The sequence below is a fragment of the Rhizobium mongolense subsp. loessense genome, assembly GCF_900099775.1.
Taxonomy (GTDB): domain Bacteria; phylum Pseudomonadota; class Alphaproteobacteria; order Rhizobiales; family Rhizobiaceae; genus Rhizobium; species Rhizobium loessense.
Window position 1 is genome coordinate 1,378,195 of the sequence record NZ_FMTM01000001.1, and the last position, 19,396, is coordinate 1,397,590.

19 protein-coding genes and 3 pseudogenes are annotated in these 19,396 nt (G+C 58.2%); 7 read left to right on the forward strand and 15 right to left on the reverse strand.

The window, feature by feature from the left end; translation table 11 throughout:
• Positions 1-125: 125 nt before the first annotated feature.
• The 4 genes and pseudogenes from BLP23_RS06975 to BLP23_RS06990 form a co-directional block, all read right to left on the reverse strand.
• Entirely contained in the window at positions 126-1,673 is a 1,548-nt protein-coding gene (locus BLP23_RS06975; RefSeq protein WP_092584086.1) for a DHA2 family efflux MFS transporter permease subunit, read from the reverse strand.
• A complete protein-coding gene (locus BLP23_RS35205) occupies positions 1,657-1,869 on the reverse strand; it encodes an isoprenylcysteine carboxylmethyltransferase family protein (RefSeq protein ID WP_407691769.1) in 213 nt (70 codons plus the stop codon). Before BLP23_RS35205 ends, BLP23_RS06975 begins: the two co-directional genes overlap by 17 nt.
• A 28-nt stretch (positions 1,870-1,897) precedes the next feature.
• Entirely contained in the window at positions 1,898-2,245 is a 348-nt protein-coding gene (locus BLP23_RS06985; RefSeq protein ID WP_092584088.1) for a DUF2147 domain-containing protein, read from the reverse strand.
• 333 nt (positions 2,246-2,578) lie between these two features.
• Positions 2,579-2,911: pseudogene (locus tag BLP23_RS06990) on the reverse strand (RES family NAD+ phosphorylase); the annotation flags it as partial.
• A gap of 227 nt (positions 2,912-3,138) precedes the next feature.
• Here BLP23_RS06990 and BLP23_RS06995 point away from each other — a divergent pair.
• On the forward strand, positions 3,139-3,345 hold the full coding sequence (locus tag BLP23_RS06995) for a hypothetical protein (protein WP_039843519.1): 207 nt from the start codon (positions 3,139-3,141) through the stop codon (positions 3,343-3,345).
• Positions 3,346-3,425: 80 nt separating this feature from the next.
• Here the strand turns inward: BLP23_RS06995 and BLP23_RS07000 are convergent, their stop codons facing one another.
• Both BLP23_RS07000 and BLP23_RS07005 read right to left on the reverse strand, forming a co-directional pair.
• Positions 3,426-3,782 (reverse strand): helix-turn-helix domain-containing protein, encoded by a 357-nt coding sequence (locus BLP23_RS07000; protein WP_092584089.1) that lies wholly within the window; start codon positions 3,780-3,782, stop codon positions 3,426-3,428.
• 103 nt (positions 3,783-3,885) lie between these two features.
• Positions 3,886-4,929, reverse strand: coding sequence for a SagB/ThcOx family dehydrogenase (locus tag BLP23_RS07005; protein ID WP_092584315.1), 1,044 nt, complete (start codon positions 4,927-4,929; stop codon positions 3,886-3,888).
• Between the two features lie 402 nt (positions 4,930-5,331).
• Between BLP23_RS07005 and BLP23_RS07010 the strand changes: the two genes are divergently transcribed.
• Complete coding sequence (locus BLP23_RS07010; protein WP_092584090.1) at positions 5,332-5,550, forward strand: hypothetical protein; 219 nt, start codon at positions 5,332-5,334, stop codon at positions 5,548-5,550.
• On the opposite strand, the gene BLP23_RS07015 is transcribed toward BLP23_RS07010, so the two are convergent.
• The gene (locus BLP23_RS07015) at positions 5,547-6,350 is read right to left on the reverse strand and encodes a helix-turn-helix domain-containing protein (RefSeq protein ID WP_092584091.1); all 804 of its coding nucleotides are present in this window, start codon (positions 6,348-6,350) and stop codon (positions 5,547-5,549) included. The genes BLP23_RS07010 and BLP23_RS07015 overlap by 4 nt on opposite strands.
• Positions 6,351-6,935: 585 nt before the next feature.
• On the opposite strand from BLP23_RS07015, the gene BLP23_RS07020 reads away from it, so the two are divergent.
• Positions 6,936-7,724 (forward strand): YdcF family protein, encoded by a 789-nt coding sequence (locus BLP23_RS07020; RefSeq protein WP_092584092.1) that lies wholly within the window; start codon positions 6,936-6,938, stop codon positions 7,722-7,724.
• A 4-nt stretch (positions 7,725-7,728) separates the two neighbouring features.
• Here the strand turns inward: BLP23_RS07020 and BLP23_RS07025 are convergent, their stop codons facing one another.
• The gene (locus BLP23_RS07025; protein ID WP_092584093.1) at positions 7,729-8,238 is read right to left on the reverse strand and encodes a hypothetical protein; all 510 of its coding nucleotides are present in this window, start codon (positions 8,236-8,238) and stop codon (positions 7,729-7,731) included.
• Between the two features lie 77 nt (positions 8,239-8,315).
• Between BLP23_RS07025 and BLP23_RS07030 the strand changes: the two are divergent.
• Positions 8,316-8,950, forward strand: a pseudogene (locus BLP23_RS07030) (trimeric intracellular cation channel family protein).
• A 3-nt stretch (positions 8,951-8,953) separates the two neighbouring features.
• On the opposite strand, the gene irrA reads toward BLP23_RS07030, so the two are convergent.
• Positions 8,954-9,370: an iron response transcriptional regulator IrrA gene (gene irrA, locus BLP23_RS07035; RefSeq protein ID WP_092584094.1), complete on the reverse strand. Its 417-nt coding sequence runs from the start codon at positions 9,368-9,370 to the stop codon at positions 8,954-8,956.
• A 298-nt stretch (positions 9,371-9,668) separates the two neighbouring features.
• On the opposite strand from irrA, the gene fabA reads away from it, so the two are divergent.
• From fabA to fabI, 3 genes are read left to right on the forward strand one after another with little or no spacing between them, the layout of a single operon-like run.
• On the forward strand, positions 9,669-10,184 hold the full coding sequence (fabA, locus tag BLP23_RS07040; RefSeq protein WP_092584095.1) for a 3-hydroxyacyl-[acyl-carrier-protein] dehydratase FabA: 516 nt from the start codon (positions 9,669-9,671) through the stop codon (positions 10,182-10,184).
• A 59-nt stretch (positions 10,185-10,243) separates the two neighbouring features.
• A complete protein-coding gene (fabB, locus tag BLP23_RS07045) occupies positions 10,244-11,467 on the forward strand; it encodes a beta-ketoacyl-ACP synthase I (protein WP_092584096.1) in 1,224 nt (407 codons plus the stop codon).
• A 4-nt stretch (positions 11,468-11,471) separates the two neighbouring features.
• Positions 11,472-12,278 (forward strand): enoyl-ACP reductase FabI, encoded by an 807-nt coding sequence (gene fabI, locus BLP23_RS07050; RefSeq protein WP_092584097.1) that lies wholly within the window; start codon positions 11,472-11,474, stop codon positions 12,276-12,278.
• A 118-nt stretch (positions 12,279-12,396) separates the two neighbouring features.
• Here the strand turns inward: fabI and BLP23_RS07055 are convergent.
• The 6 genes and pseudogenes from BLP23_RS07055 to truB all read right to left on the reverse strand — a co-directional run bounded on the left by BLP23_RS07055 (position 12,397) and on the right by truB (position 19,392).
• Positions 12,397-13,303, reverse strand: a pseudogene (locus BLP23_RS07055) (nucleotidyltransferase and HEPN domain-containing protein).
• A 178-nt stretch (positions 13,304-13,481) separates the two neighbouring features.
• Positions 13,482-14,498 carry a class I SAM-dependent methyltransferase gene (locus tag BLP23_RS07060; RefSeq protein WP_092584098.1) on the reverse strand — a complete coding sequence of 339 codons (1,017 nt, stop codon included), beginning with the start codon at positions 14,496-14,498 and terminating at the stop codon, positions 13,482-13,484.
• 73 nt (positions 14,499-14,571) lie between these two features.
• The gene (gene pnp / locus BLP23_RS07065; protein ID WP_092584099.1) at positions 14,572-16,713 is read right to left on the reverse strand and encodes a polyribonucleotide nucleotidyltransferase; all 2,142 of its coding nucleotides are present in this window, start codon (positions 16,711-16,713) and stop codon (positions 14,572-14,574) included.
• 338 nt (positions 16,714-17,051) lie between these two features.
• Positions 17,052-17,321 carry a 30S ribosomal protein S15 gene (rpsO, locus tag BLP23_RS07070; RefSeq protein ID WP_026283114.1) on the reverse strand — a complete coding sequence of 90 codons (270 nt, stop codon included), beginning with the start codon at positions 17,319-17,321 and terminating at the stop codon, positions 17,052-17,054.
• Positions 17,322-17,477: 156 nt separating this feature from the next.
• On the reverse strand, positions 17,478-18,329 hold the full coding sequence (locus BLP23_RS07075; RefSeq protein WP_092584316.1) for an alpha/beta fold hydrolase: 852 nt from the start codon (positions 18,327-18,329) through the stop codon (positions 17,478-17,480).
• A gap of 130 nt (positions 18,330-18,459) precedes the next feature.
• Positions 18,460-19,392 carry a tRNA pseudouridine(55) synthase TruB gene (truB, locus tag BLP23_RS07080; protein WP_092584100.1) on the reverse strand — a complete coding sequence of 311 codons (933 nt, stop codon included), beginning with the start codon at positions 19,390-19,392 and terminating at the stop codon, positions 18,460-18,462.
• Between the last annotated feature and the right edge of the window lie 4 nt (positions 19,393-19,396).

Genomic DNA, 19,396 nt, shown 5'->3' on the forward strand with positions numbered 1-19,396 from the left:
AAAGAACCCTTCAGGTGCCCGCTCATGACAAAAATCAGAATCGGGGGTCCGTATCCGCGATTGCTGACCCCGTGCTCACCGCCGGCTCCATGGACCTGATGTGCGCGCATTACGCGCGACCGCGATCAGGACTGCGTCGGCAAAACAGGCTTTGCAAAAGGGAGGCATATGACCGCGCATGCCGTGATGATTGCGACCATCATCCACGCTTCGTTGAGCGCTTGGACGGTTGCCCCTGTCTGGACAAGGGGGTTCAATATTGCTGTCGTGTCAGCATCAAAAGCGCCAGTGTGACCGGCAACGATCTGTGCCGATGCGCCGATGAACTCGGCAGCCTCCAGATCCCCTGCCTGCAAGCGATCCCAGAGCTTTTGTCCAAGCGGCTCCGAGCGGGTATATAGGATGGTATCGATGAGCGCGATCCCAATTGCGCCGCCAAGGTTTCGCATCAAATTGAACAGTCCACTTGCGTCTGGAACACGCTCGGGCGGCAGTGTGCCGAGCGCCAGACGGGTCGGCGGCAGAAGGCAAAACATGATGGAGACGCCTCTTATGATCTGTGGCCAGAACATTGCGTCATAATCTGAGCGAGGGTCTTGTGAAGCACTCATACCGATGCCGATTGCAAAGAGCGCGAAGCCGGCCGCCGACAGCAGGCGGGGATCCATTCGCTTCTCGAGCGCAACAGCAATTGGCGCTGTACACAATTGCGCGATGCCCGTTACGAGCATTGTCATACCGATTTCGAATGCGTTATGTCCTCTGACAAAGGCCAGAAACACAGGCATCAGATAGACAGACCCGAATAGACCGAAGCCGAGGATGAAGCTTAGCGTCGAGCCCACCATAAAGTTTCGATCTTGGAAATTGTGAAGCTCTACCAACGGACGGGCTCGATGGAGCGATCGCCATATGAATGCCGATGCTGATAGGGCTGAGACGGCGAACAGACCACTGTCATAGACTGACATCCAGCCGCTCGTAGGCGCTTCCTTCAATCCAAGCTCCAGCGTAATCAGAGCGACGGCCATTGTGGCCAATCCCACCCCGTCAAGCCCGCGAAGTTCCAAGACGTCGACGCGCTCTCGAGGAAGCGATCGCATTGCGACGAGAGCCGCAAGAAATCCAGGAATGATATTGATCAAGAAAAGCCAATGCCAGGAGTAGGTCTCTGTCAGCCAGCCGCCGACAATCGGCCCGACGGTCGGGGCAAGGACGGCAAGAACGCCAGCGATGGTCGTGGCAAGGGCTTGGCGCTCGTTTGGAAACAGAATGAACACCGCCGAGAAGACAGAGGGTATTAGCGTTCCGCCCGAGAAGCCCTGCAGAACCCGCCAGGCGACGAGTTCGCTGAAGCCACCGCTGATCGCACACCCCGCGGACGCGATCACGAAAAGTACCAGCGACGTCACGAACAGCCATCGCATGGTGAGAAACCGCGTCAGGAACCCGGTTAACGGGATGGCGACTACCTCGGCAATCAGATAGACGGTCTGAATCCAGCTCATCTGCTCAGGATCGATGTCGAGAGCAGACTGGATCGTTGGCAACGACGTCGCCACAACTTGCACATCCAAGATCGCCATAAACATGCCGATGCACATGGCGAAGAAACCGATCCAGATGACGGTCTGGCGGCGATCGGTAAGTTCAGACTCAAGCCGGTTCGGCATGGGACAATCCTGCAAGTGCGGCATTCTCGGCCTTGACGCGAATGGTCACAATGATTGCAATTGGCGATGGAGAACAGAAGTGCGTGAATTGGCAAAACCGAGTGGGAGCCGCGATCTCGCCCATCTCGACAACATAGTTCGGATGGCGAAAGAAACGATACGGGCGCTTGGAGACAATCGCCCCGTCCAGCGCCACGATGATGCTCAACAAAACGATGATAGGGCTATCTCAGTTTCAGGCGGGTCCAAGTCTGGGTCTTGCACAATACGCTCGTTGCGCAGCCCCGGAGTTTGAGGCTGTTTCCTGATACAGTGAGCCTGCCGCTATAGGTTGTCTTGGTCCGCGGGTCTGTGAGCCGGCCGGTATATGTATCCGCCCTGCCTGAAAAGAAACCGATCTGCTGTCCCGCATATCGCCCGCTCTTTGCCACAATGCAATAATTCGCTCCGCAATGGTCGATCACCGATGTCTCGCCGGTTTCCGTCTTCCAGGTTCCCACAACTGTATCGGCACCACTTGCGCCGCTGGCTGTCAATATGAAGATTGTTACGAAAACAGACCTGATCGTCATCTGGAAACTCCCATTGCGATGTCTGCCTGATATGTAACGACAATAGCGCCATCGAGTTCCTCGGACTTTTGATAGGCTATAGTGCCAATGTCAGTGCGCTCATTGCGGCTGAGCGATCTTCTGCGCTGATATCTTTAAAGATGCGGCAGCGACGATTTCAATGATCTCGTCCTTGCGATGATTGAGCCCGGTGGCCCGAAATCCGGGAGCCCGCCAGTCATAGTCGATGATCGGATGATCCCTAGGCTGGCGTGATCGGAGCTTAGGAGGCAGCGTTGGAATCTCCCGTTCGCAGGCTCAGCGCCGCCCTTCAACCGACCACGGTAGCCCCAATTAGCTTACCGCCAGCACGAGTCCGGTGTCGTGCTGGCGCACGAAATCCACGCGCGTTCCGTTCCAGTGGTAGCTGTAGTGCCGCCCTCGCATCGGTATCATGATTGCGCCTGGCCCGAATATGCCGATGCATTGTCAGCCTGGCATGCGGACGCCACCCCACACGAGAGATCATCGCTTCCGGCGGCACGGAGGCCGTCCCTCGCCCGGGAGGCAGTGTTGTCGTCCGGCTGCAGCACGTCAGGCACCGCGTTGACCATCATCGAGGTCCCGATCGACGCTGCCGATCAGGACCCGGAAGCCCGCCGTCCAGCCGGAGTCTTCGTTCGTGGCACCCGATAGACAATAGACCGCCGCCCGACACATGGCGTGCATGTCTCAAAACCATACGAATCAGAACCGCTCCGTGGTGCCGGCCAATTCTGTTCCAATTTGAAACAGAGAAAACCGGCAATACGTCCTGCGTTAACGCAGGCTGCGGATGCCGCTTGCAACCTTCTGAAATGGCAGCACTACTACCGTCATAATTCTGGGGAACAAACCAAATGAAGGTCACTTCCATGACGGCAGCAGCCTCCTTGTCCTTTCAGCCGGATGACGTCGACGTCCTTGCCGGCGCACTTTATACTTGGTGTGCCGAGCGCAACATCAAGCTTCGCAGCCAGCAGGGCCTTTCGATCGCCAGCATCGCGATCGACCTTTATCATGCCGGGCATCACACGCAGGACGACTTGCTTGTCGCGCTGCACGAGCGCGAACTTCATTAGAATCCCGAAACAAAAAGAAACCCGCCTGCGGCGGGCATAGTACCGGGATATTCTTTTGTTATGGCGCCGCAATCGGAGCGTCAGGCAGCCTTTTCCGCGCTCATCAGCGTTAGAATGGTCTTCACCGCTTCTTTGCCCGCCGGCGAGTGAAGCCTGTCATAATTGACAGCCAGTTCATAAGCCTCGGGGCTTAGCGCTACTTTTGACGGCAATTGCGACGTTTCCGCGCCCTCAAAGAGTGCGGAGATCTCAACGCCAAGAAAGACCGCGATCTGGTGCAACTTGCTGGCGGAGACCCGGTTGGTGCCTTTTTCGTATTTCTGAATTTGCTGGAACGTCAGACCAAGAGCTTCCCCGAGCTCCAGTTGCGAGACACGGTGGCGGGCGCGGAGTTGTCTGACATTGCGACCGACGAGGATATCTACGGGATCCGGCACCTAGCATTCCCTCATTTATTAACGAATTCCTAACGATACTATGACGGTTCTTGAGCAGAACTCAACCCGGTAGTTGCAAAATTCAACCGACTTTTTTTGGACTTTACGCTACGTCAGGGTAACCGAGCGTCAGTGCGTAGATCGGCGCATGAGCAGGATTGCGCAGACCAAGCAATTCGCCGATCCGCGTATGGCTCAGAGCCGCGGTCGGGCAAGCCGTCATGCCGTGCGCCGTGGCCGAAAGCATGATGTTTTGCCCAATGTGCCCGGCCTCGATCAAAACCACGCGGTAGGCGTTGGCATCGCTGTATTTCCACATGCTGCGGTCCATATGGGCGACGAGCACGATCATGCAGGGCATGGTATCCGCCCATTCCTGCCCGCCCACGAGATCGGCGAGAGGAGGCGAAGCGTCCGATATCTTTGCCAGCGAATGCTCGAAGGCCGAGTAGTGATAGATTCCTGGCGCCAGCCCATCGACCGCCTTCACAAAAACATAGGCTTCATAAGGGTTGCGCGCGCCCCCGGACGGTGTCATCGACAACGGCAGCGTCACCACGGAATTTCGTGCAGTGCCGGTAATCCCAAGGCCCGCGAAAAGCGCTTCGGAGAGCGCGCGCAATGACACGGCTCTCGTAAGACCGTTTCGTTGAGTCCGCCGCCTCGCCATCAGCTCCAGCAGGGAATTTCCGGAGGGTTCGGCAGATAGCCAAGTGACATCGCCTTGCCCCGAATTGAGGCTGTAGAGCTCGATCTCGCCATCGCTTGCGAGCGCATCGCGCTGCAGATCTTCGGCCTCATTAAGGGACATGTAGTCGGGATCCTGAACGCAAAAATGCATCAGGGCGGCGGGCACGCCCCACTTCCAATGCTGGCGGAAGGCGTTCTCCCGCATCTCAAGTTCGGACCCTTCGACGACGAGTGCGGACATCTCGACAAGCGCCGCAAGCGTTTCATCGAGTTCGTCCTCGCTATGGCCGGGCGCTTGATCGCGGATCGCGGCGCGATCACTCCACTCGGCAACAGCGCGCAGAAAATCCAGAAGGTCCGGGCTGCACTCGAAGACAGCCTTGGTGAGGAAATTACAGGCTACGAACTCGGCACCATCATTATGGAAGACGAGCGTGCGGGAGGAACGATAGCGCATCACAGAAAAATGCCCGCCGCAACGCATTCGCCCGGCAGGCATCTCATCGCTTAATCGATGCGGAACATCATGCCGCGGCTGACAAAAGTCGGCTTGGCCTTGGCTACGGTAACCTTAAGGTTCGGCTTGCTCTTCTTTTGCATGCTCCATCTCCTCGGTTCGAAAGCAATCGGTGTTGATCGCAGCCCGAACAATGAGGCGCCAACCGAAAATATTCGATTAATTCGCAAATATTAGTTTGATACATCGCAGTGGCGTATTGCTTCAGTTCAAGTCAAAAATCGAGAATTTCTGAATTAAAATCGTTATTTTTGTGTTTATACAGAAATATCTAGCCGAAAAACGTGAATTATGCCAATCATAATGCGCGACTGAACTCGACAAGACGCCGGAGAAAGCACGATGGCCCATAAAAAGACTGCACAAGCCGAACAAACGCTGATTTTGAATGATGGGGTCGGTGACTATACGATCGACATGCTGAACACGCTGATCGCGCAAAGCCGCAGCGCCCGGCAGCCAATGCTGACCTACCTCTTGTCTATGGCGCTGATCGAGGCGCACCGCGTCAACGTCGATCACGCGCCCGCGACTCACGAAGCCGGGCTGTCGCTCAACTAACCGAGATCGCGTGTGACCGAAGAGATGAAATCGGCACGCTGCTGGGTAATCATGTCCCGTACGATCCGCGGAACGGCCTCATCGGCCGTTCGGTAGACTTTCGCGACGCGCAGCGCCGTTCTGAGATTTATCTTCGTGCTCAGCGGCACCATCACAACGGCGCTGAAGGACGGTCCAGCGGGCGTGAAAATCATGGCGTGCCCTCCAAGCAGCTTCTCGGAGAATGGAAGCCACCGAAGGCGCATCAGCGTCGGCTCTTGTGTACCAATCTGATTGGCCGCGACGAAGGAAAGGCAATTGAGCCGCTCGACCACAATGCCCTTGTGATCGCCGGTGAAGCGAGACCAATATTCGCCCTTCTTGATCGCTCGATTGGTTAGACGCCGGAAAGTCGTGGCGCTTCCCTGCTTGGCAATCACGACAACGGCACAAAGTAGGCTCTCCGGCGCACCGGGGATCGTCATGTAGGCATGATAAATGCCGGGTGCGATACCCGCGGAAGGATCGGCAAAGAGGAGCGGTTCCAGCGCATCCCGCGCAGCAGACAGGATGCGTTGCGCCGATGGACGGCCGTGATCCAGATCGACTGCAACCGGCCGCTGGTACATCTCTTCCTCGGTCACACCGAGATATTCGCAGATCTTCTTTACCGAGGCCCGGCCGGGTGCGCGCCGCGCCTGAAGATAGGATTCAATCTGCGAACGGCCGATCTGCATACCCCGCGCGGCAGCGCTGATGCTGCCTGCCTTGGCAAGGCAGAGGCGCCGCAGATTTTCGGCGAAATTCTCAAGTGCAGACATGTCCGCGATGGCTTCCAGGAGATGATTCGGCCTCAAACTAGCGGCTCGAAAGACGGAACACAAACGGGCGGCAAGACAAATCCGGGGATGATCCGATTGAGCCTGATCTGCGCGGCGGCGATACACACTACCGGCAGCCCGTGTGCTTTGCCGGTATTTTTTCGTTGTGATTCAACGATGAATGAAGCGATGCGCCAGACAGGCCGGCCTTACCAGCAACAGCACCGGAAAAGCGCCACCCTAAGACAGCAGCCATGCGGATGGTCACACAGCCAAAGCAAGCGGGCCACCGCCTTGCGTGGCGACGATACTGATGTCGGAGACCGACGCCCGTCATCAGCATCGACAAGATAAGAGGACGGCAATCGTGTTATAGCGTTTGGAGCGTTTGCCATCGGCCGAACCAATGCGAAATGCCCGGGCGGCGGTTGCACGCCGATTGGCGTAAACGCTTTTGGACCTTTGCTTGAAGCAACGGCATTCCTATGCCCGAAAGCCCACAAGGTTCCGATCCTGCTATGCGTCCGTCATCCCCGTCACAATCGAATCGGATAAGATGCGGCTGGTTTTGACATGGGGGTACCGTTGTTTCTGTTCTCGAAGTTAGTCTGGGTCGTCGGCCAGCCGCTATCGCTGGTGTTCTTCCTAATTCTCTTCGCATTCCTTGCCGTCGTTCTCCGCTTCAGAAGGCTCGCCCTGTTTTTCTCGGCGCTCGGCACGCTGCTGCTCTTCGTCATCCTTTTCACCACAACAGGCAATTACCTCCTCCAGGATCTGGAGTTGCGTTTTCCAAAGCCGGACCGTGATCCGGATAATTTGCAATGCATGATCGTTCTCGGCGGAGCGTTTGAAAATGAAGTGAACACGACCAGCCACGGAATCGAGTTCAATGCGGGTGCGGACCGTTTTATCGAAGCGTTGCGGCTGGCGCGGCAATATCCGCAATCGCGTATTCTGATTTCCGGCGGGGACGGCTCGATTTCTGGAAAATATGAAGGCGATGCGGCCGCCTCTGCGCGCTTCTTTCCGCTTTTCGGGATTGCGCCTGGACGGCTTGTCGAAGACAGAACATCCCGCACGACCTTCGAAAATGCGATTAATACCAAGGAATTGCTAACAAGCCAGGGACTTTCGAACTGCCTGATGATCACATCCGGCTATCACATGCCGCGTTCGGTCGGCATTTTCCGCAAGCAGGGCATCGATGTCGTGCCGTGGCCGACGGATTACCGGACGGACGGTCATGTAGCGCTTGGCATCGACTTCACGCAGCCGAGCCTCAATGCCCAGAACATGGCGACCGCCGTGCGCGAATGGTACGGTCTGGTCGGCTATTACTTTGCTGGTCGAACATCCGAGCTATATCCAGGCTGAACCACTATTTCTTTGAAATGGTGACAAACTTCGTGCCGCGAACGCGTGCCGTTACGATGCAGGGACTGCCGTCGGTGCGATCGCAGAAGCGTGGATGCATCTTCATGGCCAGCACCATATTGCCGAAGCGCTTGATGAAATCGTAGCCGTAAATCTGCGCCGTCGCGATCATGAAATAGCCGCCTTCGGCCACCTGCAGGTAGAAATTATAGGTGCAGCCATCGTCGTTGCACTGCGGCCCCTTCTTTCCGTCGCAGGTCAATTCGCCCTCATTGACCACGGCGTCGACAAGGCCGTCATTGTTGATGTCCTGGCGCGTGATGTAAGCGTCTGAAAATTCGGCCTTCGTACATTGCTCGGTGAAATGCTTCTTCTCGTAGATTTCCGGATCCGAGATCAGCGATTGCTGCGCAGAGGCCGACTGAGAAACAAGGAGGGCTATGAAGTTCAGGACGATGAGACGCGCTTTCACGGCTTTCCTCTTTTGTCGGGATGGACACTGACAGGCGTCCATTCTGGACGATCCGCCTTGCGCCGCCCTTGCCACCGTGATTCAGTTCAGTATCGTCTGCCGGCTCTGGGGGCCAATCAATGTCTCTGCTCGTCTATCTCGATTATGCTGGCATCGCACTCTTGCCGCGACGGGTGCGCTTGCCGCCTCGCGCAAGCAGCTCGACCTCATCGGCTTCCTTTTCTTTGCGATGGTAACAGGCACCGGCGGCGGTACGTTGCGCGATATCGTGCTTGGCCGCGTGCCGGTATTCTGGGTGCTGAACCCAGCCTATATCGTCATCTGCTGTCTGGTCGGCATCGTGGTTTTCTTCACCGCCCATCTCGTGGAGTCGCGTTACCGGCTGCTGATCTGGCTCGATGCGGTGGGGCTTGCTGCCTATTGCGTCATGGGTGCGGCGAAGGGACTTGCTGCGACAGGCTCGCCGACAATCGCGATCGTGACAGGGACACTGACGGCAACCTTCGGGGGCGTGTTACGCGATCTGATGGCTAACGAGCCTTCCGTGCTCCTTAGACCTGAAATCTACATCACTGCAGCACTCTTCGGTGCGGGGATCTTTACCGGTGCAACTGAACTCGGCCTGCCGCTTTATGGCGCATCCGCCCTTGGCGTTGTCGCAGCCTTCGCCGTACGCGGCGGCGCATTATGGTACGGATGGACGTTCCCGACCTACAGGCACATGCCCGGTCGCCACCCTGACGATGTCATGTGAATTTCAGCGCTTCGGGCGCAGGCGGATTACAACGTCGACATGGGCGATTTCCATGCCCTGCGGCGGCTCCGGTAGATTGCCGATCGTTAAGTTGCTGACCGGAATATCCAGCACTTCATTTTCGCCTTCTACAAAGAAGTGGTGATGGTCGGAGACGTTGGTGTCAAAATAGGTCTTGGCGCTCTCGACGGCGAGAACACGGATCATGCCAGCTTCGGTAAACTGGTGCAGCGTGTTGTAGACGGTCGCCAGAGAAACCGGGACGCCGGCGGTAACTGCTTCCTCGTGCAGTTCCTCGACAGTCAGATGCCTGTCGCCTTTCGCGAAAAGCAGATCGCCGAGCGCAACGCGTTGACGCGTCGGTCGCAAGCCTGCGCTGCGCAGTCTGGCTTCGATTGCGATCGGGGCTGCAGCCGCCATAAGGGAAGAACTCCGGTTATTCTAGCGTCAATCAATCAGGTTTCCTAAGCCATATATCTTTTGCGCGGGAGCCTTTCAATAGTTCCGATGGGGACAATGGTCACCGAAACGCCGGAAAATCGGGCTTTTGACGCAATTGGGTCTGGCCGGGGCCTTGGCCTTCCTGTATGCGACCACCAAATAAGGCGACAAGTCAGTTCAAAGGCGGGGTAGAACTAGCCATGCTTATGCTTCATTTTCCTTGGAACTTGGACTAAACACTCACTCCATTGGCACGTGCGGGGGAAACAGAATTTTGATGACAACGAAACAATCCAGCTTCACCTATGAGGAAATCCTGACCTGCGGCCGCGGCGAAATGTTCGGCCCGGGTAATGCGCAGCTGCCGCTGCCGCCGATGCTGATGTTCAATCGCATTACGCAGATTTCCGAAGACGGTGGACCGCATGGCAAGGGTTTCATTCGCGCCGAATTCGACATCACGCCCGACCTCTGGTTCTTCCCCTGTCACTTCATGGGCGATCCCGTGATGCCGGGCTGCCTCGGCCTCGACGCCATGTGGCAGCTGACCGGCTTCTTCCTCGGCTGGCTCGGCGAGCCTGGCAAGGGCCGTGCAATCTCTACCGGCGAGGTGAAGTTCACTGGCATGGTGACGCCGAAGACGAAGCTTGTCGAATACGGCATCGACTTCAAGCGCGTCATGCGCGGCCGTCTCGTTCTCGGCATCGCCGATGGCTGGATGAAGGCCGACGGTGAGGTCATCTACAAGGCTACCGATCTGCGCGTCGGTCTTTTCCAGGAAAAGGCCACCTGACTCTACCGGGCGAAACGGCTCGGTATCCCAAGATAGAAAAAACGAAAAGGTCGAAACACATGAGACGGGTAGTTGTCACGGGTCTGGGCGTTGTTTCCTCGATCGGCAATGATGCTGGTGAGGTCACGTCCTCGCTGCGCGATGCCAAGTCCGGCATTTCCTTCTCCAACGATTTTGCCGAGCATGGCTTCAAGTGCCAGGTCTGGGGTCGTCCCAGCCTCGATCCGACCGATCTGGTCGATCGCCGCGCAATGCGCTTCCTGTCGCAAGGCGGTGCCTGGAACCATGTCGCCATGAAGCAGGCGATTGCCGATTCCGGTCTCGAAGAGTCCGTGATCAGCGGCAACGAACGCACCGGCATCATCATGGGCTCCGGCGGTCCATCTACCCGCACGCTCATCGAAGCTGCCGAGATCACCATCAAGAACAACAGTCCGAAGCGCATCGGCCCGTTTGCCGTGCCGAAAGCAATGTCGTCCACGGCCTCGGCGACACTTGCAACCTGGTTCAAGATCCACGGCGTCAACTACTCGATCTCGTCGGCCTGCTCGACTTCTGCACACTGCATCGGCAATGCTGCGGAAATGATCCAGTGGGGCAAACAGGACGTGATGTTCGCCGGCGGTCACGAAGACCTCGACTGGACCATGTCCAACCTCTTCGACGCCATGGGCGCGATGTCTTCCAAGTACAACGACACGCCGCAAACGGCTTCACGCGCCTACGACGTCAACCGTGACGGCTTCGTCATCGCCGGCGGCGCCGGCGTTCTCGTTCTTGAAGAGCTGGAACATGCCAAGGCACGCGGCGCGAAGATCTACGCAGAGATCGTCGGCTACGGCGCGACCTCCGACGGTTACGACATGGTCGCTCCTTCCGGCGAAGGGGCCGTGCGCTGCATGCGTCAGGCACTCTCGACTGTGAAGGGTGATATCGACTACATCAATACGCACGGCACCTCTACGCCGGTGGGCGACAGCAAGGAAATCGGCGCGATCCGGGAGGTTTTCGGCGACAAGATGCCTCACATCCAGTCGACCAAGTCGCTGACGGGTCACTCGCTGGGTGCAGCCGGCGTCCAGGAGTCGATCTATTCAATCCTGATGATGCAGGAAGGCTTCATCGGCGAAAGCGCCCACATCACGGAACTCGATCCTGAATTCGATGGAGTGCCGATCGTCCGCAAGCGCATCGACAACGCCAAGATCGACATTGCCCTCTCCAACTCCTTCGGCTTCGGCGGAACCAACGCGACGCTCGTTTTCCAGCGCTACAACGGATAAGAACATGACCGCAATCATGCAGGGTAAGCGCGGGCTCATCATGGGCGTCGCCAATAACCATTCTATCGCCTGGGGTATATCAAGGGCGCTTGCAGCCCAAGGCGCCGAGCTTGCCTTTACCTATCAGGGAGAGGCGCTTGGCAAGCGGGTGAAACCGCTCGCGGCGGAAGTGGGTTCGGATTTCGTCGTACCCTGCGACGTCGAAGACATTGCCTCAGTCGACGGCGTTGTCGGTGCACTGGAGGAGCGTTGGGGCAAACTGGACTTCATCGTCCATGCCATCGGTTTTTCCGACAAGAACGAGCTGAAGGGCCTTTACGCGGATACTACGCGCGAAAACTTCAGCCGAACGATGGTCATCTCCTGCTTTTCCTTTACGGAGATCGCCAGGCGCTGCGCACCGCTGATGGCCGAGGGCGGTTCGATGCTGACGCTGACTTATAACGGTTCCACACGCGTCATCCCGAACTACAACGTCATGGGGGTGGCAAAGGCTGCTTTGGAGGCCTCCGTGCGCTATCTCGCCGCCGACTACGGTCCGCGCGGCATCCGCGTCAACGCCATCTCGGCAGGCCCGATCCGCACGCTGGCCGGCGCTGGCATTTCGGATGCCCGTGCAATCCTCTCCTGGAATCAGCGGAATGCTCCCCTCCGCAGGACGGTCAGCATTGATCAGGTCGGCAATTCCGCCCTCTACCTGCTCTCCGACCTGTCTGCAGGCGTGACCGGCGAAATCCATTTTGTGGACGCCGGCTACAACATCACCTCGATGCCGACGCTGGATGCGCTGCGCAAGGCGGATGTAGAGTAAGCGAGTCTATTGGTCGCCGGCGACCCCTGTTGCTCCAGGCGGCAGGGCACTGGCTTTCTATCAGCGAAACGGCCACACCAGGTATCTGCTCAGTTACAGGATAAAGTTCGGAAAGCCGTCAGTTGGCAGCGCTTGTCTGCTCCAGTTCTGAAAGACGCTCCTTACAAATCGCCGCGACAATCTGGTGGAGCTGCTCCGTTCGCTCAAGCAGCCAACCAAGCGCCTCTTCGGTGATCTCGAAGTGCTTCGAGTAGCGCGCCTTCACATAGGCTTCATTGAGGATGTTGTACCAGGCGGTATAGCGGTGCTGGTCGCGCGGCCAGGCGTCGATCAAGCAGTCCTGATCTTCCGCCAGCCCCCTGAGGAATTTCAAGTTGTGCGATGGCGGGCTGTAATTGGTCAGCGTGAGAAGCAGGCAGGAATAGACAGTTTCAACACCCTGGTGGAGGAGAAAAACCGCACGCTTTTGCCAGCCGCTCTCAGCTGCGTACTTGCCAAGCTGACGGAACGGCTGCGGCCTTGTATTGCCTCTCAAAATGCTCCTTCGCCACCCTATACGCATCGACGGAAGAGAGCTTTCTCGGTTCGGCCAGCGGCCTGTCGTCGAGCTCGTAGAGCGCGATGCCCTCGCGCCGGATGTCGACGAAGAAATACTGGCCGTCGGCCAGGAAGTTGTTCACCTCCCGGGCGCCATGGACGATCAGTCCGACCGGCGTCTTCACGTCCTTGTCCCACATCAGCCGGTCGGTCGTCTTGTCCCAGTATTGCGGTTCAGCCAGATGCTTGGAATTGACCAGTACCAGGATGTCATAGTCGGAGCGGTAGCCCTTCATCGTGTGCGGTTCGTCGACCCAGGTGCCGCGGCAATAAGAGCCAAACAGGATGATCTTTAAGATCCTGCCGCGCTTCTTGAAGGCGGCAGACGTGCCTGAAAGCGCATCGGCGAACTCCTCATGGATGATCGCAACGACGCGGGCCAGCTCGCGCTGCTTTTCTTCCGGCAGATGTTCCAGGGACGATCGCATGGGTCCATCGATAGGCCAAAGACGATTCGCCGTCTACTACTGGAAACTGTAGGAACTGCGGTATAAAGGCAGCAGCAGATTGATCCGGCGGTGCAGCCAAATCGATGGGTCTATGGCGTCTCCGAGCGACTGCAATTAGACTACCGGAAATGAGAAAGGCGACCGCTGGCCGCCATTCTTATTTCTTCGCCCAGAGCACTTTGAAGCGGGCGTTTCGGCAGGTTTCGCCGCTTTCCTTGAAATTTGCAGCAAGCACCGGCTCGTAGGGCAAACCGCGATTGGCGACGAGCATGAGACGGCCGCCACCGCGTAGCGCCGATGCAGCCGTCTTGATCATTGCTTGGCCAAGCGAGGGCTCCGCCGCGTGTCCTTCATGAAAGGGCGGGTTCATGACGATCAAATCGTACTTGTCCCTGACCGGTTCGGCCGCCAGATCGTGCCAGAAGAAGCGTGCCGGTGCGTTCGGGCAGTTCTCCGCCAGATTGACCTTAGCGGCCTCCAAAGCCGCGTGGTTGGCCTCGTAGAGGTCGAGGCGCTCGATGTTCGGCGATTTCTCGGCAAGCTCGACTGAGAGATAGCCCCAGCCTGCGCCGAAATCGGCTGCGTCGCCGGTGAAATCTGTCGGAAGGCGCGAGGCGAGCAACTCCGAGCCGTCATCGATACGGTCATGCGAGAACATGCCGGCTGAAGCATTGAAGCGGCCGTCGACGCGCACCGGTGACTTGGCGAATTTCGAAACAGCTTCGCTGACGTCCTTCGGCCGCGTAAACCAGAATGCAACACCGTGATATTTCGGCATGTGTTTGATATCGAGGCCGAAGCCATCCAGACGCTTGCGCAGCGGCTGGATGCCATCTTCCTTGCCACCGGCAACGACGATCAGGCCACCGGCTTTCAGGCGGGAAAGTGCTGCAGCGATATTCGCCTCGTTCTCGCCTTTGTGCTTCGTGCAGAGCACGAGCGCCGCATCATAATCTTCGCCTTCGATCTCAGGCGATGCTTCGATTCGCTGCGACAGAAGCTGCCGGTAGAGCGGCCGGAAGCCCTGTACGGCGCTAAGGGACGCGGCAAAGCCCTCCGGCAGCACAAAACCTGCCTCGGCACCCAGGAACAGCACGCGCGCACCCTCGCGCGGCGGATCAATGGTACCGCTCGCAAAGGGATGGAGCAGGGTCTTCAGCGTTTCGCGGCTCATGATCTCTTCTCGACTTCATACAAAAAGGGCGCGAGAAAAATCCCGCGCCCATGAACGGTTGGAAAGGCGCGGCTTACTCAGCCGCCTCTTCCTTCTTCTTTTCGGCAGCCGGCAGTTCCTGGCCAGTCGTCTGGTCGACGACCTTCATCGACAGGCGGACCTTGCCGCGCTCATCGAAGCCGAGGAGCTTGACCCAGACCTTCTGGCCTTCCTTGACGACATCCTGCGTTTTCGCAACGCGCTCGGAAGCCAGCTGCGAAATATGGACGAGGCCATCACGGGCGCCGAAAAAGTTGACGAAAGCGCCGAAGTCAGCGGTCTTGACGACCGTGCCTTCGTAGATCTGGCCAATCTCCGGCTCGGCGACGATCGAGTGGATCCACTTGCGGGCCGCTTCGATTTCCTTGCCGGAAGACGATGCGATCTTGACGGTGCCGTCGTCTTCGATGTTGATCTTCGCGCCCGTCTTTTCGACGATTTCGCGAATGACCTTGCCGCCGGAGCCAATGACTTCACGGATCTTGTCGACCGGGATGTTCATGACTTCGATACGCGGAGCGAATTCGCCGAGCTGGCCGCGGCTTTCGGAAATGGCCTTCGCCATCTCGCCGAGGATGTGCAGACGGCCGCCCTTCGCCTGATCCAAAGCGATCTGCATGATCTCTTCGGTGATGCCGTGGATCTTGATGTCCATCTGCAGCGAGGTGATGCCTGCTTCCGTGCCGGCAACCTTGAAGTCCATGTCGCCGAGATGGTCTTCATCTCCGAGGATGTCGGAAAGAACGGCGAAGCGCTCTTCCTCCTTGATCAGGCCCATGGCGATACCAGCGACCGGCTTTGCGAGCGGAACGCCTGCATCCATCAGCGCCAGCGACGTACCGCAGACGGTTGCCATCGAGGAGGAACCATTGGACTCGGTAATTTCCGATACGACGCGGAGCGTATAGGGGAACTGCTCAACCGACGGCAGCATCGGGTGGATGGCGCGCCATGCAAGCTTGCCATGCCCGATCTCGCGGCGGCCCGGGGAACCCATGCGGCCCGTTTCACCGACCGAGTAGGGCGGGAAGTTGTAGTGCAGCATGAAGTTTTCCTTGTACATACCCGTCAAGGAATCGACGTACTGCTCGTCTTCGCCGGTGCCGAGCGTGGCAACGACGATCGCCTGCGTTTCACCGCGGGTGAACAGAGCCGAACCGTGCGTGCGCGGCAGCAGGCCGACTTCAGCGACGATCGGGCGAACGGTCTCGAGATCGCGGCCGTCGATGCGGCTCTTGGTGTCGAGAATGTTCCAGCGAACGATCTTTGCCTGCAGGTGCTTGAAAATCGCACCGACTTCTTCGGCCGTGTATTCGGCTTCGCCTTCTTCCGGCAGGAAGTGCTCCTTTACCTTCGCCTTGACGGCATCGACAGCGGCGTAGCGATCAGCCTTCTGGGTGATCTTGTAGGCTTCGCGAAGTTCGGCTTCTGCAAGGCCAAGCATTTCGCTTTCGAGAGTCGAATAGTCTTCCGGTGCAAAATCGCGAGGCTCCTTGGCGGCAACTTCAGCGAGCTTGATGATCGCTTCGAGAACCGGTTGGAAGCCCTTGTGGCCGAACATGACGGCACCGAGCATGACGTCTTCCGGAAGCTCCTTGGCTTCCGATTCGACCATCAGAACCGCGTCATGCGTGCCGGCAACCACGAGATCGAGGCTCGATTCATCCATTTCGTCGAGATGCGGGTTCAGGACATATTCGCCATTGATATATCCGACGCGCGCGCCGCCGACCGGACCCATAAAGGGAACGCCGGAGAGCGTCAGGGCGGCTGAAGTCGCGATCATCGATAGGATGTCCGGGTTGTTCTCCAGGTCATGCTGGACGACAGTGACGACGACCTGCGTGTCGTTCTTGTAGCCTTCCGGGAAGAGCGGACGGATAGGGCGGTCGATCAGGCGGGAAACGAGGGTTTCGTTTTCGCTCGGACGGCCTTCGCGCTTGAAATAGCCGCCGGGGATCTTGCCGGCCGCGTAGGTCTTTTCCTGGTAGTTGACGGTGAGCGGAAAGAAGTCCTGACCCGGCTTCGGCGCCTTGGCGGAAACGACGGTAGCGAGAACCACGGTTTCGCCGTAAGTCGCGAGAACGGCACCATCAGCCTGACGGGCGATCTTGCCAGTTTCGAGCTTCAGCGGGCGGCCAGCCCACTCGATTTCCACGGTATGGGTATCGAACATATGTCTTGTCCTTCGATGCGGGAGCGCGCGCCGTCGCAAAAAGCGCAGCGCACAGTCGACCGCAATTAATGTGACGTATCATGGGCAAGACAACGGGAGGCTTTTCATCCCCAGCTTCCTGAGAAACCGGACCAAAGCCCTCCTTAAAAGACTTTGGCCGAAAGCATCCGGCAATCCTGCCCCATGACAGGTCAACGGTTGGTTTGGCAGAGCCGGCCCATCCGGGTCCACCGTATTTCCTCCACGCGAAGATAGGGCGCGGCGGTAGAATTTCATGGGGCCATCGGCCCCTCAAAAGCATCCGGCGGGCGTCCATAAGGAACGCCCGCCGGAAATCATTAGCGGCGGATACCCAGGCTGGTGATCAGCTTGGTGTAGCGGCCTTCGTTCTTCTTCTTGAGATAGTCAAGAAGCGAGCGGCGGCTCGAAACCATCGTCAGCAGGCCACGGCGGGAATGGTTATCCTTCTTGTGACCCTTGAAGTGTTCCGTCAGGTTGTTGATACGCTCGGTCAGGATCGCAACCTGAACTTCGGGAGAACCGGTGTCGCCTTCGAACGTTGCGTATTCCTTGATGAGAGCCGTCTTGCGCTCAGCTGTAATCGACATCGGATGTTCCTTTCTATGAGAGGAGATTAGGTCGCCAAAAGCCGGGATGTCGTCCAGCTTCGGCCGCGAACGCACTCAGGTCCTGCCTGATGCTGGCGCTGCCTATAAACCAAATGAGCTTCGATGGAAAGGGGCCTGCACCAGATGGCGGATTTATCACTTGCCCGCCATCGCGTCACGGATCATCGCATCGTATCCTTCCGGATCCTGCAGCATTGCAAAATGGCTGGCATCCTTCAGGATGACGAGCTTGGCCCCGGGGATCTCCTTCGCCATCCTTTCGGTGTGATCGAGCTTGATCGCTTCGTCGTGATCGCCGATGGCCAGGGTGACGGGCACGGTAATCTTTCCGAGGTCGGCAGCAGTCCAGGCGGGCTCGCTCATCCACATCGCCGAAATTTGGTTGACGAATGCGTCATATTCGTTCGGTGTCGGCGAGACCTTCTTGTAGGCTTCGCCCGCGGAATTAATGTAGGCGCTGAACGTCTTGTTCGTCATCACGTCCGGCTTTACGCCCTCCGTCGTCACATTGGCAGCCTGCGCGATGACACGCGTCAACTTCTCGGGATGCTTCATCGCCATGTCGATGCCGATGATGCCTCCATCCGACCAGCCGACAAGCGTGACCTTGTCGAGCTTCAGATAATCGAGCAGTGCGACATAATCGGACGTCATGAGATCATAACCGAAGGGCTGCCCGCTGCGCGTCGAACGCCCGTGCCCGCGGCTGTCGGCGACTATCACAAGATGGTCCTTGGCAAAATCCTCGACCTGGCGGCCCCATACGTCGGCACTGCCGAGGCCCCCATGGATGAACAGGATCGGGTCGCCCGCACCGTACGCGGCGTAATACATCTTGATGTCGTTTACTGGCGCCATGCCGCTCGTCTTCGCCGCCGGCATGGGAGGGAAGGCGGGCAATTCCGCCCAGCGCTCGGCCGACCGGGCGCTTGCGGCCGCGAGAACGGCCGAAAAAAATATCGCGACTGCGACCGCAACTGCGCGCATGACCTGCTCCTCAAGCTGGGCGGCCTTCAAAGCCGCAAAGAGGAGAAACATAGCTCAAGGGGGATGATTGACAATTACCATCCGTCGCTCAATTCGGCGCGGTGGTGTTCCCGGAAAGACGCATTGCGACTTAAACGAAGACGCGCTTCGGGCGGAACTCTCCCTGACCGATCTCGCCAATGGCGATGAGCTTTCCGCGTGCCGTCGCATAGGCTTCGCTTTCGGCAACCGGCGCATCACGGCCACGCACCAGAATGGGATTGCCCATCCTCAGGCGATGTGCCTGTTCGTCGTTGACGGCAAGGTGTGGGAGTGAGGACAAGGCTTCGCTGGTATCGATCAGCAGGGCGTCGAGCGCGGCAAGACGCTCGTCCATGTCTTCAAGTTTCTCAAGCGCGACGAGGCTTGCGAGCGCCACCATGCTGTCTTCGGCAAAAGGTGCCACGAAGGTCCGGCGTAGCCCGGAGATATGGCCGAAGCAGCCGAGCTGGCGGCCGAAATCTCGAGCAAGCGCGCGTACATACGTGCCCTTGCCGCACTCGACTTCGAAATGCGCGGTATTCTCATCCAGGCAAGCAAGCAGCGTCAGCCGGAAAATCTCGACTTCACGCGAAGGAATCTCGACCGTCTCGCCGTCGCGCGCCAGGTCATATGCGCGCTCGCCGGCGATCTTGATCGCGGAAAACTGCGGCGGCACCTGGCTGATGACACCGGTATATTTCGGAAGAAGATTGCGGATCTGCTCCTCTGTCGGGCGCTTGTTGGAACTCCGAGTCACCTCGCCTTCAAGGTCGTCGGTTGCGCGCTCCTCCCCCCAGGTCACTTTGAATTCGTAAATCTTGCGGCCGTCCATGACATAGGGAACAGTCTTCGTCGCATCGCCCAGCGCAATCGGCAGCATTCCAGACGCCAGCGGGTCGAGCGTGCCGGCATGGCCGCATTTCTGCGCCTTGAAGAGCCACTTGATCTTGGAGACGGCCTCCGTCGAACCGAAATCAACGGGCTTGTCGAGGATCAGCCAGCCGGAAACCGGGCGGCCTTTGGGTTTGCGTGGTTTGGACATTCGC

Bases quoted from the DNA above. Each gene is read 5' to 3' on its own strand.
- BLP23_RS06975 (WP_092584086.1), bottom strand. From the start codon at position 1,673: ATGCCGAACCGGCTTGAGTCTGAACTTACCGATCGCCGCCAGACCGTC.
- BLP23_RS06985 (WP_092584088.1), bottom strand. From the start codon at position 2,245: ATGACGATCAGGTCTGTTTTCGTAACAATCTTCATATTGACAGCCAGC.
- BLP23_RS06995 (WP_039843519.1), top strand. From the start codon at position 3,139: ATGACGGCAGCAGCCTCCTTGTCCTTTCAGCCGGATGACGTCGACGTC.
- BLP23_RS07005 (WP_092584315.1), bottom strand. From the start codon at position 4,929: ATGCGCTATCGTTCCTCCCGCACGCTCGTCTTCCATAATGATGGTGCC.
- BLP23_RS07010 (WP_092584090.1), top strand. From the start codon at position 5,332: ATGGCCCATAAAAAGACTGCACAAGCCGAACAAACGCTGATTTTGAAT.
- BLP23_RS07015 (WP_092584091.1), bottom strand. From the start codon at position 6,350: ATGTCTGCACTTGAGAATTTCGCCGAAAATCTGCGGCGCCTCTGCCTT.
- BLP23_RS07025 (WP_092584093.1), bottom strand. From the start codon at position 8,238: ATGGACGCCTGTCAGTGTCCATCCCGACAAAAGAGGAAAGCCGTGAAA.
- irrA (WP_092584094.1), bottom strand. From the start codon at position 9,370: ATGGCGGCTGCAGCCCCGATCGCAATCGAAGCCAGACTGCGCAGCGCA.
- fabA (WP_092584095.1), top strand. From the start codon at position 9,669: ATGACAACGAAACAATCCAGCTTCACCTATGAGGAAATCCTGACCTGC.
- fabB (WP_092584096.1), top strand. From the start codon at position 10,244: ATGAGACGGGTAGTTGTCACGGGTCTGGGCGTTGTTTCCTCGATCGGC.
- fabI (WP_092584097.1), top strand. From the start codon at position 11,472: ATGACCGCAATCATGCAGGGTAAGCGCGGGCTCATCATGGGCGTCGCC.
- BLP23_RS07060 (WP_092584098.1), bottom strand. From the start codon at position 14,498: ATGAGCCGCGAAACGCTGAAGACCCTGCTCCATCCCTTTGCGAGCGGT.
- pnp (WP_092584099.1), bottom strand. From the start codon at position 16,713: ATGTTCGATACCCATACCGTGGAAATCGAGTGGGCTGGCCGCCCGCTG.
- rpsO (WP_026283114.1), bottom strand. From the start codon at position 17,321: ATGTCGATTACAGCTGAGCGCAAGACGGCTCTCATCAAGGAATACGCA.
- BLP23_RS07075 (WP_092584316.1), bottom strand. From the start codon at position 18,329: ATGCGCGCAGTTGCGGTCGCAGTCGCGATATTTTTTTCGGCCGTTCTC.
- truB (WP_092584100.1), bottom strand. From the start codon at position 19,392: ATGTCCAAACCACGCAAACCCAAAGGCCGCCCGGTTTCCGGCTGGCTG.